Genomic DNA, 14,968 nt, shown 5'->3' with positions numbered 1-14,968 from the left:
CGCTGACTGGTCAAGGAAAAAGGCTTGCGCGTGGCACGCTGCCTCAGAGCTTGACGATCAGCTTCCCGAAATTCCGGCCTTCCAGCAGCCCGATGAAGGCTTCCGGCGCATTCTCCAGGCCCTGGACGATGTCTTCTTTATATTTGACGGCGCCATCCGCGATCCAGCGGGCCATCTCCTGCCGGAAGGTCGGCGCCTGGGCTGCGGCGAATTCACGCTGGATGAAGCCGCGGATCGTCAGGCTCTTCGAAAGCACCTGTCGCATCAGCACCGGCAGCCGGTCCGGGCYCGGAAAATCGCCGCTCGCATTGTATTGCGCGACGAGACCGCAGACCGGAATGCGCGCGAAGGTGTTGAGCAGCGGGAAGACGGCATCCCAGACATGCCCGCCGACATTCTCGAAATAGACGTCGATGCCGTCCGGACAGGCGGCCGCGAGCTTGCCCGCCATGTCGGGATCGCGATGGTCGATGACCGCGTCGAAGCCGAAGGTATCGCGCACGAAGGCGCATTTCTCCGCCCCGCCGGCGATGCCGACAGCCCGCGCCCCCTTGATCCGGGCGATCTGCCCGACGGCCGAGCCGACTGGCCCGCTCGCCGCCGCCACGACCACGGTCTCGCCCGGCTTGGGCTGGCCGATCGTCAGCAGCCCGGCATAGGCGGTGAAGCCCGGCATGCCCAACACGCCGAGCGCCGTCGTCACCGGTGCGCTCGCCGGATCGAGCTTGCGCAGCTGCGAGCCGCTGGCCACCGCATGCGACTGCCAGCCGGAATGGGAGAGCACGATGTCGCCCGGCTTGAAATCGGGATCGCGACTTTCGAGCACCTCGGCCACGGTGCCGCCTTCCATCACCTGCCCGATCTCGACGGGAGCGGAATAGGATTTCGCTGCGCTCATCCGCCCGCGCATGTAGGGATCGAGCGACAGGTAGAGGACCTTGAGGAGCACCTGCCCATCGGAGATCGTTGGGATAGGGGCATGCTCCAGCCTGAAATTCGCCGGGCTGGGACGCCCTTCCGGACGGGAGGCAAGGACGATTTGAACGCTGTCAGGCTGGGGCATGAGCTTCGATCCTCGGTGATATCTGCCGCGTAAGGCTGTCTTCTCATATTGGCCCGACAGCGAACGACCGGCACCACCTACGATCTGCATTTCCGGACGAGGCAGGACGCATTCCGAGCATGACACGGCTAACGACGGTTGATCGCTCCCTCTCCTGACATGACGAAGGCGCTCCGGCATCCTACATGGAGGCCATGAATCGCGAACGTCAGGACGATCTGCCGCAGGACGAGTTCGAGGACGAGGAGGACGGTCTCCTCGCGCCCGAGCCTGCGCTCGATCTGGCGGAGGCCGCCCCCGGCGCGCTCAAGGCCGGCATCGAGGTCATTCAGCAATTCGCGAAGCATCTGCCGAACAAGCCCGGCGTTTACCGGATGTTCGATCGCGCCGGCGACGTGCTCTATGTCGGCAAGGCCAAGAGCCTGAAGAACCGCGTCACGGCCTATGCCCGCGGCATGGCCCACACCAATGCCGTGGCGCGCATGATCGCCGAGACGGCGAACATGGAATTCGTCACCACCGGCACCGAGACCGAGGCGCTGCTGCTCGAGTCCAACCTGATCAAGCAGCTCCGTCCGCGCTACAACGTGCTGCTGCGCGACGACAAATCGTTTCCCTATATCCTGCTGACGGGGGACCACGAGGCGCCGGCCCTCTTCAAGCATCGCGGCTCGCGCCATCGCAAGGGTGATTATTTCGGCCCCTTCGCCTCGGTCTGGGCGGTGAAACGCACCATCGATGCGTTGCAGAAGGCCTTCCTGATCCGCACCTGCTCGGATTCATTCTACGAGAACCGCACGCGGCCCTGCCTGCTCTTCCAGATCAAGCGCTGCGCCGGCCCGTGCACCGGTGAAATCTCGATCCCCGACTATCAGGCCCTCGCCGGTCAGGCGCGCGACTTCCTCTCGGGGCGCTCCTCGGCGGTGAAGCAGTTGCTCTCGACCCGGATGCAGGCGGCGGCGGAAGAGCTCGAATTCGAAAAGGCCGCACGCTATCGCGACCGCCTCGCCGCACTCTCGGCCGTGCAGGCCGGGCAGGACATCAACACGCAGGGCGTCGAGGAGGCCGATGTCTTCGCCATCGACGAGCAGGCCGGGCAGTTCTGCGTCGAGATCTTCTTCTTCCGCAATCACCAGAACTGGGGCAACCGCGCGCTTTTTCCGCGCGCCGACCGCTCGCTGACGCCAGCCGAGGTGCTCGCCTCGGTCGTCACCCAGTTCTACGACGACAAGCCGCCGCCACGCGTCGTCCTGCTCTCGCATCCGGTCGAGGAGATCGAGCTGATCGGCCAGGCCTTGTCGGCCCGCGCCGGCCGCAAGGTCGAGGTCGCCCATCCCAAGCGCGGCGAGCGCGCCGACCTAATGGCGCATGCCGTCAAGAACGCGCGCGAGGCGCTGTCGCGCAAGCTCGCCGATAATGCCGGCCAGAGCGCCCTGCTCTCCGCGCTCGGCGCGGCCTTCGGCATCGAGAAGGCGCCGCGCCGCGTCGAGGTCTACGACAACTCCCACATTATGGGCACGAACGCGGTCGGCGGCATGATCGTCGCCGGGCCGGACGGCTTCATGAAGAGCCATTACCGCACCTTCAACATCTCGACCGACACCATCGCCGGGGACGATTTCGGCATGATGCGCGAGGTGCTGACGCGTAGATTTGCGAAGTTGGCGAAGGAGGGCGGCATCTCTCTCGGCCCTCATCCTGAGGAGGCCGCGCCGGCTGTCGTCTCGAAGGATGCTTCAGAGGGCGACGGAGCCGCGATCATCATCCTGCCAGACGCGCCAGACGCTGCCACTCAGGATGGACCCTTGCCCGGCAAGAGCCGCAAGACACCGAAGGCACGTAAGGACGAGGACGGCTTCCCCTCCCGTCCCGATCTCGTCATCGTCGACGGCGGCAAGGGGCAGTTCGAGGCCGCCCGCAAGATCATGGCAGAGCTCGGCGCGACCGACATCCCGCTCGTCGCCATCGCCAAGGGCGCCGACCGCAACGCCATGCGCGAGACCTTCCACATGGTCGGCCGCGAGCCCTTCAAGCTGCAGCCGCGCGACCCGGCGCTTTATTTCATCCAGCGCCTGCGCGACGAGGCGCACCGCTTCGCCATCGGCACGCACCGGGCCAAGCGCAAGCGCGAGACGATGAAGAACCCGCTCGACGAGATTCCCGGCATCGGCCCCTCGCGCAAACGCGCGCTGCTGCTGCATTTCGGCACGGTGAAGGCGATCCAGCGCGCCAAGCTCGACGACCTCATGCGCACGCCCGGCGTCAACGCCGCGACGGCCAAGGCCGTCCATGATTTCTTTCATGATGCTTGAGCTTTCTGCCGCCCTCGCGGTTTTGCGTGTTGACGCTGCGGTGGCGCGCTTGCTTTGGTGCTTCCCGTGACGATTCTTCCAGACGCCATTAGGCGGCGCGGCCCCTGGTCGCTGCCAAACCTCCTCACCTACGGCCGGATCCTCGCGATCCCGGCGCTGGTGGCGATACTGTTCTGGCCGCGTGACGACTGGATGCGCTGGCTCGCCTTGGCGATCTACACGCTGGCCGCCGTCACCGACTATCTCGACGGCTACATCGCTCGCGCCTGGAGCCAGCAATCGGCGATCGGCCGCATGCTCGACCCCATCGCCGACAAGCTGCTCGTCGCTGCCTTGCTGCTCATGCTGGTGGCTGACGGCACGATCCATGGCTGGCCGCTCTGGGCCGCCATCGTCATCCTCTGCCGCGAGATCCTGGTCTCGGGCCTGCGCGAGTTCCTCGCCGAGCTCAAGGTCAGCGTCCCCGTCAGCAAGGTCGCGAAATGGAAGACGACGGCGCAGCTCTTCGCGCTCGGCTTCCTCATCGCCGGCCCGGCGGGCGACAAGGTCCTGCCCGGCAACACCACGATCGGCATCGTCCTGCTCTGGGCCGCTGCCGGCCTGACGATCTATACGGGCTGGGACTATTTCAACGCCGGCATCCGCCATCTCGTCCAAGAAGACGAGCGCATGCCATGAGCGCCGCCGTCGCAACGGCTGCGACAGGCACGCGCCCGGTCAGGGTCGTCTATTTCGCCTGGGTGCGCGAGCGCGTCGGCCTGCCGGAAGAGACGCTCGACATCCCCGCCGATCTCGCCACCGTCGCCGAGCTCGTGCGCTGGCTGAAGGCGCGCGGCGAAGGCTATGAAGCCGCCTTTGCCGACGAGGCCGTCGTGCGGGCAGCGCTCGACCATGTCCACGCCAAGCCGCAGGCCGCGCTCGGCAACGCCCGCGAGATCGCCTTCTTCCCGCCGATGACCGGCGGCTGAGGCCGCTCGTGACGCCCCTCATCCGCATCCAGCGCGAGGATTTCGAGCTCTCGGACGAGATCGCGGCGCTCAGCCATGGCCGTGCCGATATCGGCGCCGTCGTCTCCTTCACCGGCTTGTGCCGCGACGAGAACGGAATGCTGAGCGCGCTGGAGATTGAGCATTATCCCGGCATGGCCGAGGCGGAGATCGCCCGCGTCGCGGCGGAAGCGGCCGCGCGCTGGCCGTTGATCGGCCTCGTCGCGATCCACCGCTTCGGGCTGATCCGGCCGGGCGAGCAGATCGTGCTGGTGCTCGCGGCCTCGACCCATCGCCGCGACGCCTTCGAGGCCGCCGATTTCATGATGGACTACCTCAAGACCCGCGCTCCGTTCTGGAAGCGCGAGCATCGCGCCGACGGCACGCTCGGCGGCTGGGTCGAGGCCAAGGCGGGTGACGACGATGCGGCGAAGCGCTGGGAACAGGCTCCCTGACACGATGAAGCCGCTTTGGCTCGGCGCCGGACTGGCCCTGCTGCCGGCGCTCGCCCTAGCGGCCGCTCCCGAACCGAAGAGCTTCCGCGACTGGATGGCCGGCTGCGACAACGTCAAGGGCTGCACCGCCCTGTCGCTGCCACCCGAAATCGCCGATACGGTCGCCTATCTGCGCCTAGAGCGCCCGGCCGGTCCGGATGCGGCGGTCAAGCTCGTCCTGCGGCTGCGTGGCGACTGGAAGAAGCCGCCGGCGACGGTCCAGCTCAAGCTCGACGGCGCCCCCTTCCCCACCGGCGGCAAGCCGCTTCCGGTCACCGCCGACGGCGACACCGTCTCGCTGGCCTTTCAGCCGGCCGATATCGCCGCTCTCATCGAAGCCGCGCGCAAGGCGACCAAACTCGCCGTCGCAGCGCCGGGCGTGACGGCCAGCGTCTCGCTTTCCGGTTCGGTTGCGGCACTGCTCTGGATCGACGAGCAGCAAGGGCGGCTCAACACGACATCCGCCCTCATTCGCAAGGGCAGCGCGACGAATGTGCCTGCCGCCCCTGCCTTGCCGGTCATCGAGGCGAAGCCCGCTGCCGGCACCGTATCGGAGAAGGACGGAAAGGCGCTCGCCGCTGCGCTGCGCAAGCAGATCAAGCAGCGCGACGCCGATCTGTGCGAAGACGACGAGATGCTGRTGGCCGCCGACGAAGCCTGGCCGCTCGCAGGAGAGCGCCGCCTTGTCGGCCTCGCCTGCTCGCGCGGCGCCTACAATGTCACGACGGCGTTCTGGACGGCCGAGCGCGGCGATGTCGCAGCCGCGAAGCCGATGGCCTTCCCGCAGGGCGAGGGCGATGCCGGGAACATGCTGACCAACGCCGATTTCGATCCGAAGACCGGGCGCATGAGCTTCTTCGCCAAGGGACGGGGGCTGGGCGATTGCGGCGTCATTGGCAGCTATGCCTGGACCGGCGCCGCCTTCGTCCAGACCGAGCTCAGCATGATGGGCGAATGCCGCGGCATCGGCCCCGACGACTGGATCACGCTGTATCGCAGCACGGCAAGGTAAAACGCGTCAGTCTCGGACGGAGCGAGGCTCCAATGCCAGATGGATCCTCGCCGTCATTCCGGGGCAGGCCGCAGGCCTGAGCCCGGAACCCAGAACCGATACCGTCATGAATTCAAGCGCTGGCCCGACTGCGCTTCTCGTGAAACCCGCATCGGTTCTGGGTTCCGGGCTCTTCGCTGACGCGGAGCCCCGGAATGCCCCCGTGGTCCACAAAAACACAGGATAGCCGTTTGTCGTCATGCCCGGGTCAAGCCCGGGCATGACGGGGCTGGCTCACGCCGCCTTCGACTTCGGGCGGACGGCGTCGGAGTAGTCCTCCATGATCACCTTGCCCATATTGCCGGTGACGAAGGAATACGGTCCGATCTCGGAGACCAGCGTCACCTCGGCGGCTGATCCGGTGATGAAGCACTCGTTGAAGCCTTCCAGCTCCTCCGGGCGGATACGCCGCTCCACCACCTCGAAGCCGCGCTGGCGGCACAGGTCGATCACGGACTGGCGGGTGATGCCGTTCAGGAAGCGGTCGGCCAGCGGCGTATGGACCACGCCGTCCTTGATGAAGAAGATGTTGGCGCCGGTGCACTCGGCGACATTACCTTCCCAGTCCAGCATCATCGCATCGGCATAGCCGCCGCGCTCCGCCTTATGCTTCGACAGCGAGCAGATCATGTAGAGACCCGCCGCCTTGGCATGGACCGGCGCGCAGGCCGGGTCGGGCCGGCGGTAATCGGCTACGTCGAGGCGCACGCCCTTCAGCTTCTGCGCCATGTCGAACATGCTCGGCCATTCCCAAACCGCGATCGCGGTATGGATCTTGTTGTTCATGCCGGACACCGCCATCATCTCCGAACCGCGCCAGGCGACCGGGCGAAGATAGGCGTCCTTCAGCCCGTTCTCCTTCAGGCAGAGATACTTGGCCTCGTCGAGCTCGGCGACCGAATAGGGGATCGTGAAGTCCATGATCTCGGCAGACTTGTGGAAGCGCTGCGAGTGCTCGGTGCTCTTGTAGATGACGCCGTCATAGGCGCGCTCGCCCTCGAACACGCAGGAGCCGTAGTGCAGTCCGTGGGTCAGTACGTGAATCTTGGCGTCCTTCCACGGCACGAGCTTGCCGTCGAACCAGATGACGCCATCGCGCTGGTCGAAAGGAATGACTGACATGGGACCTTCTCCTGGGTGCTTCCTCGCTCCGAACTCCGGCACAGCCGTTTTGGGAACGCAAGCATAGGTCTAAAGCTGCGCTGCGACGACGGGCTTTGAAATAATCGTTCGCCGAGCGCCCTTGACCGGTAATCTTCCGTCTGAGATATGTCAATAAGGCTGACCCAAATTTTTGGAAGCGCATTTTGTCCCTGTCCGAACCACGCCCCGACGACACGCCGCTCAGATCATCGGCCGATGCCGTGCCGCACGATCTGATCGAGCTGCTGTTCTTCGCCTATCGTGACTTCGTCGGCGACCCCGATCGCATCCTCGCCGATTACGGCTTCGGCCGGGCGCATCACCGCGTGCTTCACTTCGTCCAGCGCTGTCCGGGCCTGACCATCGCCGAGTTGCTCGACATTCTCCAGATCACCAAGCAGAGCCTGAACCGCGTGCTGAAGGAGCTGGTCGAGAAAGGCTATATCGAGCAGCGCACCGGGCGGCAGGACAAGCGCCAGCGCCATCTCCACACCACGGCCGCCGGGCAGGATCTCGCGCTTCGCCTCGTCCGCCTCCAGGCCAAGCGGATCAACCGGGCGCTCGACGGCGTCGGCCCCGAAGCTGCCGCGATCGCCGCGCGATATCTGTCCGCCCTGATCGAGCCCACCGAACGGCCGAAGGTCGACCGCCTGCTCGCCAAGCCCTGACGGCGACCCGCTTCGCGCAGTGTGCTATGGGGACCTGGCACCATGCAGGAGGAAGCTACACGCATGATCGCCAGCGAGACCGTACCCAAACCGGCCCGCAAACCTCTGCCCGACGAGGCACCGCATGTGCTCGTCGTCGACGACGACCGGCGCCTGCGCGAACTGCTCGCCCGCTTCCTCGGCGACAACGGCTATCGCGTCACCACGGCCGCCAATGCGGCGGAAGCCGATACGCGACTGGGCAACCTCGTCTTCGATGCGATCGTGCTCGACGTGATGATGCCGGGCGAGAACGGCTTCGACTTCGCCCGGCGTTTCCGCGGTGGCTCCGCCGTGCCGATCCTGATGCTGACCGCCCGCGCCGACGGCAAGGACCGCATCAACGGCCTCGAGATCGGTGTCGACGACTATCTCGCCAAGCCCTTCGAGCCGCGCGAATTGCTGCTGCGCCTCGGCAACATCCTGAAACGCACATTGATCGTCGAGGCCGGCCAATCCGGCACGCGCCCGGATTTCGTCCGCTTCGGCCCCTTCATCTACGGCCTGGCCCGCGGCGAGCTGCACAAAGGTGACGAGACCGTCCGCCTGACAGAGCGCGAGCGCGAAATCCTGACGTCGCTGGCCGAGCGTTCCGGCGAAGTCGTGCCGCGCGAGGAGCTGGCTGCGCAAGGTTCGGCCGCCAACGACCGCACGGTCGACGTGCAGATGAACCGGCTGCGCCGCAAGATCGAGCGTGACCCGGCCGACCCGCTCTACCTCCAGACCGTGCGCGGCGTCGGCTACAGGCTGGTGACGGACAGGACGTGACCCCGCTTCAACCCGGCAGGAAGAAGCAGTCGATGCTGCACCCGGTGGCGGCCGCGCTGACGCGTGGCCTCGCCGCGCTCGACAAGCTCGGCAATCGCGTTGGCAGATCGCTGCGCCCGGTGGTGAAACGTGTCGGCCGTCCACTCCAGATCATCGCGCGCTACATGCCCAAGGGGCTTTATCCGCGCGCGCTCGTCATCGTCATCGCGCCGGTCGTGCTGCTGCAGTCGGTCATCGCCTATGTCTTCATGGAGCGGCACTGGCAGACGGTGACGCAGCGGCTCTCCTCGGCGGTTTCTGCCGACATCGCCATGCTGATCGACGTCTATGAGAGCTATCCGCAGGATGCCGACACCACGACGCTCTCGCGCATCGCCGCCGAGCGCCTCGGCATGGATCTCGACATCATCCCGGATTCCGACCTGCCCGCGCCGGGGCCGCGCCCCTTCTTCTCGCTGCTCGACAACGCCCTTTCGACGGAGCTCAGCCAGCAGGTCGCACGGCCCTTCTGGCTCGACACGGTCGGCCGCTCCAGCCTGATCGAGATCCGCATCAAGCTCGGCAAGGATGTGATGCGCATCCTGACGCGGCGCAACGCCGCCTATGCCTCCAACAGCCACATCTTCCTGCTCTGGATGATCGGGACGTCGCTGATCCTGCTGACCATCGCGGTGCTGTTCCTGCGCAACCAGATCCGGCCAATCCTGAAGCTTGCCGATGCGGCGGAGGCCTTCGGCAAGGGCCGCGACGCCGATTTTCGCCCGCGCGGCGCCCGCGAGGTTCGCCGCGCCGGCAACGCCTTCATCGAGATGAAGCGGCGCGTCGAGCGCTCGATCGGCGAGCGCACGACGATGCTGAACGGCGTCAGCCACGACCTGCGTACCATCCTCACCCGCTTCCGCCTCTCGCTCGCCCTGATGGAGCGCTCCTCCGAAATCGAGGCGCTCGAGAAGGACGTCGACGAGATGAGCCGCATGCTGGAGGATTATCTCGCCTTCGCCCGCGGCGATGCCGGCGAGGTCGCGGTCGAGACCGATATCCGCGCGCTGCTGGAAGAGCTCAAATCGGATGCCGAGCGCCAGGGCCATCAGACCGGGTTGAAAGTGGTCGGCGATCCGCTCGTGGTCATTCGGCCCGATGCCTTCCGGCGCCTGCTGACCAATCTCGTCTCCAATGCCGCCCGCTACGGCGACCGCATCGCGATCACCGCCACGCATGACGCGCGCTACCTCATCGTCATGGTCGACGACGACGGGCCGGGCATCCCGTCGGACCAGCGCGAGGAGGTCTTCCGCCCCTTCTTCCGCCTCGACGAAGCCCGCAACGTCGATGGCGGCGGCACCGGCCTCGGCCTCGCCATCGCCCGCGACATCGCCCGCGCCCATGGCGGCGACATCATCCTCGGCGACTCGCCGCTCGGAGGCCTGCGCGCGACGGTGCGCCTGCCGGTTTAGAGCCGTGCGGGCGAGCGCGCGTCAGCCGGTACCGATCGGCGCAAGCTGCGGCAGCCGCTCAACCGCGTGATCGATGAAGGCGCGCACGCGCGGCGCGGGCTGGCGGCCGCCGGGCATGACCAACTGGACCGGCAGCGGCGGCGGCTCGAATTCCGGCAGGAGCCGCACCAGCGTTCCGGCCGCCAGATCGTCGGCGGCCTGATAGGACAGCACCCGCGCCAGCCCCCGGCCCGCCCGCGCCGCGATCAGCGCCGATTCCACCTCGTTGACGATCAGCCGCGGCGTCAGCACGATCCCGCTGCCACGTCTCGGCCCGCCAAAGCGCCAGTGCAGCGTCTGGTTGGCAGCGACGCTGGCGATCGTCTCATGCGCCGCGATATCGGCCGGGCGGCGTAGCGGCGGGCAGCGCGCGAGATAGGACGGCGCCGCGACGAGGATGCGCCGGACTTCTCCGACTTTGCGCATCAGGAAACCGGAGTTCGGCAGCGGCCCGATGCGGATCGCGAGCTGCAGATCCTCCTCGATCAGGTCGAGATTGCGGTCGGCCAGCACGATCTCGACCTGGACATGCGGGTAGCGATCGAGGAACTCCGAGACCAGGGGCGTGACGTGCCGCCGGCCGAAGGAGAGCGGCGCCGTTATACGCAACAGCCCGCTGACGGGCTCATTCGCCGCGACGCCGAGCGCAGCGTCATAATCGGACAGCAGCCGCCGCGCCGTCGCCGCTAGCTCCCGGCCCGCATCGTTGGGCGTCAATCGCCGCGTGGTGCGCGCGATCAATTGCGCACCGACACGCTCCTCCAGCGCCGCGAGCGCGCGCGTCACCGCCGGACGTGAGCGGCGCAGCCGCCGGGCGGCCCCGGCGAGGCTGCCCGCATCGACAATCGCGACGAAGATCGCGAGCTCCTCGATCCGGTCCACGGCATCGTTCCGAAAATTGAAATTCTGACTTCCTTCGATAGCAGATTTCGACATTTATCCGAAACGATCATGATCCTCTCGACAAAGAGGATCATCGCCATGCCATCGACCGAGATCGTCCTTCACGGCACCGCCCTTTCCGGCCATGCCCACCGTGTCGAGCTGCTGCTGCGAGCGCTCGGCCTGCCATATCGCTTCGAACAGGCGCCGGCCGAAATCCGGCAGGGCGCTGCGTTCCGCAAGCTCAACCCGCTCGGCCAGATTCCGGTACTGCAGGATGGCGAGATCACGCTCGCCGACAGCAACGCGATCATGGTTTATCTGGTAAGACGCTATGCTCCGGAGAGTGACTGGCTGCCCGGCGATGCCGTCGGTGCCGCCCATGTCCAGCGCTGGCTCTCGATCGCGGCCGGGGAGGTCATGCACGGCCCCTCCATCGCCCGGCTGATCACGCAGTTCGGCATCAAGGACGACAAGGCGCGAGCCAAGCGGATCGCGGCGCGGTTGCTCGCTTTCATGGAAGAGCATCTGGCGGAGCGCGAATACCTCGCTGCCGCTCATCCGACGCTCGCCGACCTTGCCTGCTATTCCTACATCGCCCATGCACCGGAGGGCGGCATCTCGCTCGCGCCCTATCCGGCCGTGCGCCGGTGGCTCGCCCGCGTCGAGGCCCTGCCCTTCTTCAAGCCCATCCCGCCTTCACCCCTTCCCGTGGAGCGCGACGACGATGCTGCCTGATAGCCCCTTCCACGCCGGCGAACTCGCCGCGCAGGCACGGGCGGGCGTCGCCGCACGCGGCGCCGGCATCCGCAGCTTCATGCCGGACCAGCACCGCATCTTCTTCGGCCAGCTGCCCTGGCTCTTCGCGGGCGTTCTCGATCAGAGTGGCTGGCCCCTGGCAACGGCGCTGAGCGGGCCGATAGGCTTCGCCGCGAGCCCCGACCCGACCAGCCTCGCCATCGCGGCTTTGCCGCAATCCGACGATCCGGCATTCGACGCCATCCGGCCGGGCAGCGCGATTGGCCTGCTCGGCCTCGAATTCGAAACCCGCCGCCGCAACCGCGCCAATGGCCAGATCGAAACCGTCGACGACAAGGGTGTCACGGTCTCCGTCGCGCAGAGCTTCGGCAATTGCGCCAAATACATCCAGGCGCGTACCAGGTTACCGGACGGAGGAGAACAGCCCCAGGCGGTGCAGACGCTCGCCCGCCTCGACGGAGCTGCCCAAGCCCTGATCGCCGCTTCCGACACGCTGTTTATCGCGAGCGCCGCAGTTGCCGGTACGCCGGGCGGCGGCGTCGACGTCTCGCATCGCGGCGGACGGCCCGGCTTCATCCGCATCGACGGCGACACGCTGACGGTGCCCGACTTCATCGGCAACAACTACTTCAATACGCTCGGGAACCTGCTGGAGGAGCACCGCGCGGCCATCCTCCTCGTCGACTTCGAAACCGGAACGATGCTCCAGCTCCAAGGGCTGGTGGAGATCATCTGGGACGGGCCGGAGCTTGCCGGGCTGGAAGGCTCCCAGCGCCTCTGGCGCTTCCATGTCACTCGCGGCTGGCGAAGCTCTCATGCGCTGCCGCTGCGCTGGACGGCACCCGATTATGCGCCGACCACGCTGCAGACCGGCATCTGGACAGGCTCGCGCGCGTCGGTAGCGGCGGCCTAGAACAGCCGGCCGCCGTCCGGAACGGCGAGGCCGGGGCTGATCAGCACGACCTCACCCTCAGTGTCGGGGATGCCGAGCGTCAGCACCTCGGACATGAACTTGCCGATCTGACGCGGCGGGAAATTGACCACGGCGAGGACCTGCCGGCCCGGCAGGTCCTCGGGCCGATAGTGCTTGGTGATCTGCGCCGAGGATTTCTTGCGGCCGATCGTGCCGCCGAAATCGATGACGAGCTTGAGCGCCGGCTTGCGTGCCTCGGGATAAGGCTCAGCCTCGACGATCGTGCCGACACGGATGTCGACCTTGAGGAAATCGTCGAAGCCGATCGGTGCGGCCGGCTCGGTGGAAGCGCTCAAAACTCCTCCCAGCCCTTGTCGCGGGCGTCGGCATCGAGCTTGCGCGCGACCATCGCACTCCCGTTATGGGCCTTGGTGGCACGCGGCGCGACAGGCCGGGGTGCAGCCTTAGCAGCGGGCGCGGCCACCGCCTGCATCGTTCGCGCCATGGCCTTGAGGCCGGCGACGTCCCCGCCGAGCTGGAAGCGCGCGACCATCGCGGACAGGCGGTCGGCCTCCTGCGACAGCGAATGAGCCGCTGCGGTCGACTGCTCGGCCATCGCGGCGTTCTGCTGCGTCGCCTGGTCCATCTCGCTGACCGCGGAATTGACCTCCTGGAGACCGGAGGCCTGCTCCTGCGCCGCACCGGCGATCTCCGCAACCAGCACGGTGACGCGGTTGATCTCGGAGGCCATGCGCTGCAGCGCCCCGCCCGTCTGGCCGACGAGGGTGACGCCCTTCTCGACCTCGATGGTCGAGGCGTCGATCAGCGTCTTGATTTCCTTGGCGGCAGAGGCCGAACGCTGCGCCAGCGCCCGCACCTCGGATGCGACGACCGCGAAGCCCTTGCCGGCATCGCCGGCGCGGGCGGCCTCGACCGAGGCGTTGAGCGCCAGGAGGTTGGTCTGGAAGGCGATCTCGTCGATCACGCCGACGATCTGCGAGATCTCCTGCGCCGACTTCTCGATGCCGCCCATCGCCGTCACGGCATCGCGCACGATGCTGGTCGACTGCTCGGCCTCGGTCTTGACCTGATCGGTCGCCTGATTGGCAAGGCGTGCGCTCTCGGCGGTCTGGCGGACCGTGGCGGTGAGCTGGTCGAGCGCCGTCGCCGTCTCCTCGACCGAGGAGGCCTGCTGCTCGGTGCGGCTGGCGAGGTCGTCGGCCGCCTGGCTGATCTCGGTGGAGCCGGCCTTCATGCTCTCGGTGTTGGTCGCGATCTGGCGCATCGCGTCTTGCAGCTTGGCGATCGCGCCGTTGAAGTCGTCCCTGAGCTTGACGTATTCCGTGGTGAAGGCGTCCTGGATCCGATAGGTCAGGTCGCCATCCGAAAGCCGCTCCAGCCCGGTGGCCAGAGCCTGGACCACGCCGGCCTGCACGCGGGCATGCTCTGCGCGGTCGGCTTCGTTGCGGCGACGCTCGCCATCGGCGGAGCTGCGATGACCGGCGGCCTCCTCCTCGGCGCGCAGCTTGTCGGTCTCCATCGCCTCCTTGGCGAGAGCCGCATCACGGAAGACGACGAGGGAACGTGCCATCGAGCCGATTTCGTCGGGCCGCTCCTGATGGGCGATCTCGGCATCGAGATCGCCGGACACGAGGCTGTCCATCGAACCCTTCAGCGAATGCAGCATCCCGGAGGCGCGGCGGCTCAGGAAGAGGACGAGGCCGAGCATGACGAGCCCGAGCGGCACCAGCACCTTGGCGACGCCGCCGACCATGCTCATGAAGGCCGCATCGACGTCATGCACATGCACGCCCGAACCCACCACCCACTGCCACTTCGGAATGCCGATGACGTAGGAAATCTTGAGGGAGGGCTCCTTGTCGCCGGCCTTGAGCCAGCCATAGTCGACGAAGCCTTCGCCCTTTGTCTTCCCCAGCGAGATCATCTCCTGGACGAAGAACTTGCCGTCCGCGTCCTTGAACGGCTTCATGTCCGTCGACTGGATCTTCTTGTTGGCATGCAGCATGCTGATGCCGTCGAAATCGCAGAGGAAGTAGTAGTTGCCGTTGTCGAAGCGCGCGCTGCCGAGGGCCTCGATGGCCATCTTCTTCGCATCCGCTTCCTTGAGCTCGCCGGCTTCGACGCGTGCCAGATAGCCCTTGATGGTCGTTGCCGCGGCCTCGACCTGATTCCTCATCTCACCGCGTTTGAGCGCAAGCATCTCGTTGCGGGCGGCATTCAACGTGTAGCCGACGCTGCCGACGACGATCAGCACGGCCAAGGCTGCGATCAGCGAGAATGAGCGGCTGATCGACAGGGTCGTAAGCTTCTTGGTAAACGACATGCCCGTGTCCTGCGCGAGATGAAGATTCCCTCCATTCGCGCAAATTGACTAAG

General features: G+C 66.8%; 15 protein-coding genes. 10 read left to right on the top strand and 5 right to left on the bottom strand.

All coding sequences use genetic code 11. The features are described 5' to 3' along the window. Positions 1-43: 43 nt before the first annotated feature. Positions 44-1,063: an NADP-dependent oxidoreductase gene (locus AC1DVA_RS07860; protein ID WP_476805563.1), complete on the bottom strand. Its 1,020-nt coding sequence runs from the start codon at positions 1,061-1,063 to the stop codon at positions 44-46. Between the two features lie 194 nt (positions 1,064-1,257). On the opposite strand from AC1DVA_RS07860, the gene uvrC reads away from it, so the two are divergent. From uvrC to AC1DVA_RS07835, 5 genes are all read left to right on the top strand, one after another. Beyond that, positions 1,258-3,375, top strand: a complete 2,118-nt coding sequence (gene uvrC / locus AC1DVA_RS07855; protein ID WP_265054341.1) for an excinuclease ABC subunit UvrC — start codon at positions 1,258-1,260, stop codon at positions 3,373-3,375. Between the two features lie 66 nt (positions 3,376-3,441). After that, positions 3,442-4,053 carry a CDP-diacylglycerol--glycerol-3-phosphate 3-phosphatidyltransferase gene (pgsA, locus tag AC1DVA_RS07850; protein WP_265054342.1) on the top strand — a complete coding sequence of 204 codons (612 nt, stop codon included), beginning with the start codon at positions 3,442-3,444 and terminating at the stop codon, positions 4,051-4,053. Continuing rightward, on the top strand, positions 4,050-4,343 hold the full coding sequence (moaD, locus tag AC1DVA_RS07845; protein ID WP_265054343.1) for a molybdopterin converting factor subunit 1: 294 nt from the start codon (positions 4,050-4,052) through the stop codon (positions 4,341-4,343). The genes pgsA and moaD overlap by 4 nt, the downstream gene beginning before the upstream one ends. A gap of 8 nt (positions 4,344-4,351) precedes the next feature. After that, complete coding sequence (locus AC1DVA_RS07840; protein WP_476805562.1) at positions 4,352-4,816, top strand: molybdenum cofactor biosynthesis protein MoaE; 465 nt, start codon at positions 4,352-4,354, stop codon at positions 4,814-4,816. Between the two features lie 4 nt (positions 4,817-4,820). Then, entirely contained in the window at positions 4,821-5,867 is a 1,047-nt protein-coding gene (locus AC1DVA_RS07835) for a DUF1176 domain-containing protein (protein WP_476805561.1), read from the top strand. A 273-nt stretch (positions 5,868-6,140) separates the two neighbouring features. Here the strand turns inward: AC1DVA_RS07835 and AC1DVA_RS07830 are convergent, their stop codons facing one another. Next, positions 6,141-7,028, bottom strand: coding sequence for a branched-chain amino acid aminotransferase (locus AC1DVA_RS07830; RefSeq protein ID WP_265054345.1), 888 nt, complete (start codon positions 7,026-7,028; stop codon positions 6,141-6,143). A gap of 191 nt (positions 7,029-7,219) precedes the next feature. Between AC1DVA_RS07830 and AC1DVA_RS07825 the strand changes: the two genes are divergently transcribed. From AC1DVA_RS07825 to AC1DVA_RS07815, 3 genes are all read left to right on the top strand, one after another. Next, entirely contained in the window at positions 7,220-7,717 is a 498-nt protein-coding gene (locus AC1DVA_RS07825) for a MarR family winged helix-turn-helix transcriptional regulator (RefSeq protein WP_265054880.1), read from the top strand. Positions 7,718-7,780: 63 nt separating this feature from the next. Further along, complete coding sequence (locus AC1DVA_RS07820) at positions 7,781-8,524, top strand: response regulator (protein WP_265054881.1); 744 nt, start codon at positions 7,781-7,783, stop codon at positions 8,522-8,524. Positions 8,525-8,568: 44 nt separating this feature from the next. Then, positions 8,569-9,978, top strand: a complete 1,410-nt coding sequence (locus AC1DVA_RS07815) for an ATP-binding protein (protein ID WP_476805606.1) — start codon at positions 8,569-8,571, stop codon at positions 9,976-9,978. 21 nt (positions 9,979-9,999) lie between these two features. Here the strand turns inward: AC1DVA_RS07815 and AC1DVA_RS07810 are convergent, their stop codons facing one another. Next, positions 10,000-10,899 (bottom strand): LysR family transcriptional regulator, encoded by a 900-nt coding sequence (locus AC1DVA_RS07810; RefSeq protein ID WP_476805560.1) that lies wholly within the window; start codon positions 10,897-10,899, stop codon positions 10,000-10,002. Positions 10,900-10,968: 69 nt separating this feature from the next. Between AC1DVA_RS07810 and AC1DVA_RS07805 the strand changes: the two genes are divergently transcribed. After that, complete coding sequence (locus AC1DVA_RS07805; RefSeq protein WP_476805559.1) at positions 10,969-11,637, top strand: glutathione S-transferase; 669 nt, start codon at positions 10,969-10,971, stop codon at positions 11,635-11,637. Continuing rightward, entirely contained in the window at positions 11,627-12,571 is a 945-nt protein-coding gene (locus AC1DVA_RS07800; RefSeq protein ID WP_265054348.1) for a pyridoxamine 5'-phosphate oxidase family protein, read from the top strand. The genes AC1DVA_RS07805 and AC1DVA_RS07800 overlap by 11 nt, the downstream gene beginning before the upstream one ends. On the opposite strand, the gene AC1DVA_RS07795 is transcribed toward AC1DVA_RS07800, so the two are convergent. Continuing rightward, positions 12,568-12,927 carry a tRNA-binding protein gene (locus AC1DVA_RS07795; protein WP_265054349.1) on the bottom strand — a complete coding sequence of 120 codons (360 nt, stop codon included), beginning with the start codon at positions 12,925-12,927 and terminating at the stop codon, positions 12,568-12,570. The genes AC1DVA_RS07800 and AC1DVA_RS07795 overlap by 4 nt on opposite strands. Further along, on the bottom strand, positions 12,924-14,915 hold the full coding sequence (locus AC1DVA_RS07790; protein WP_476805558.1) for a methyl-accepting chemotaxis protein: 1,992 nt from the start codon (positions 14,913-14,915) through the stop codon (positions 12,924-12,926). Before AC1DVA_RS07790 ends, AC1DVA_RS07795 begins: the two co-directional genes overlap by 4 nt. Between the last annotated feature and the right edge of the window lie 53 nt (positions 14,916-14,968).

It is taken from the genome of Allobosea sp. P4_C6 (assembly GCF_056402015.1).
This window is presented reverse-complemented; position numbering and strand designations above follow the sequence as displayed.

What these genes read in the sequence shown, in the direction of transcription:
- uvrC (WP_265054341.1), top strand. Translation starts at nt 1,258, where the DNA reads ATGAATCGCGAACGTCAGGACGATCTGCCGCAGGACGAGTTCGAGGAC.
- AC1DVA_RS07830 (WP_265054345.1), bottom strand. Translation starts at nt 7,028, where the DNA reads ATGTCAGTCATTCCTTTCGACCAGCGCGATGGCGTCATCTGGTTCGAC.
- AC1DVA_RS07820 (WP_265054881.1), top strand. Translation starts at nt 7,781, where the DNA reads ATGATCGCCAGCGAGACCGTACCCAAACCGGCCCGCAAACCTCTGCCC.
- AC1DVA_RS07800 (WP_265054348.1), top strand. Translation starts at nt 11,627, where the DNA reads ATGCTGCCTGATAGCCCCTTCCACGCCGGCGAACTCGCCGCGCAGGCA.
- AC1DVA_RS07790 (WP_476805558.1), bottom strand. Translation starts at nt 14,915, where the DNA reads ATGTCGTTTACCAAGAAGCTTACGACCCTGTCGATCAGCCGCTCATTC.
- AC1DVA_RS07805 (WP_476805559.1), top strand. Translation starts at nt 10,969, where the DNA reads ATGATCCTCTCGACAAAGAGGATCATCGCCATGCCATCGACCGAGATC.
- moaD (WP_265054343.1), top strand. Translation starts at nt 4,050, where the DNA reads ATGAGCGCCGCCGTCGCAACGGCTGCGACAGGCACGCGCCCGGTCAGG.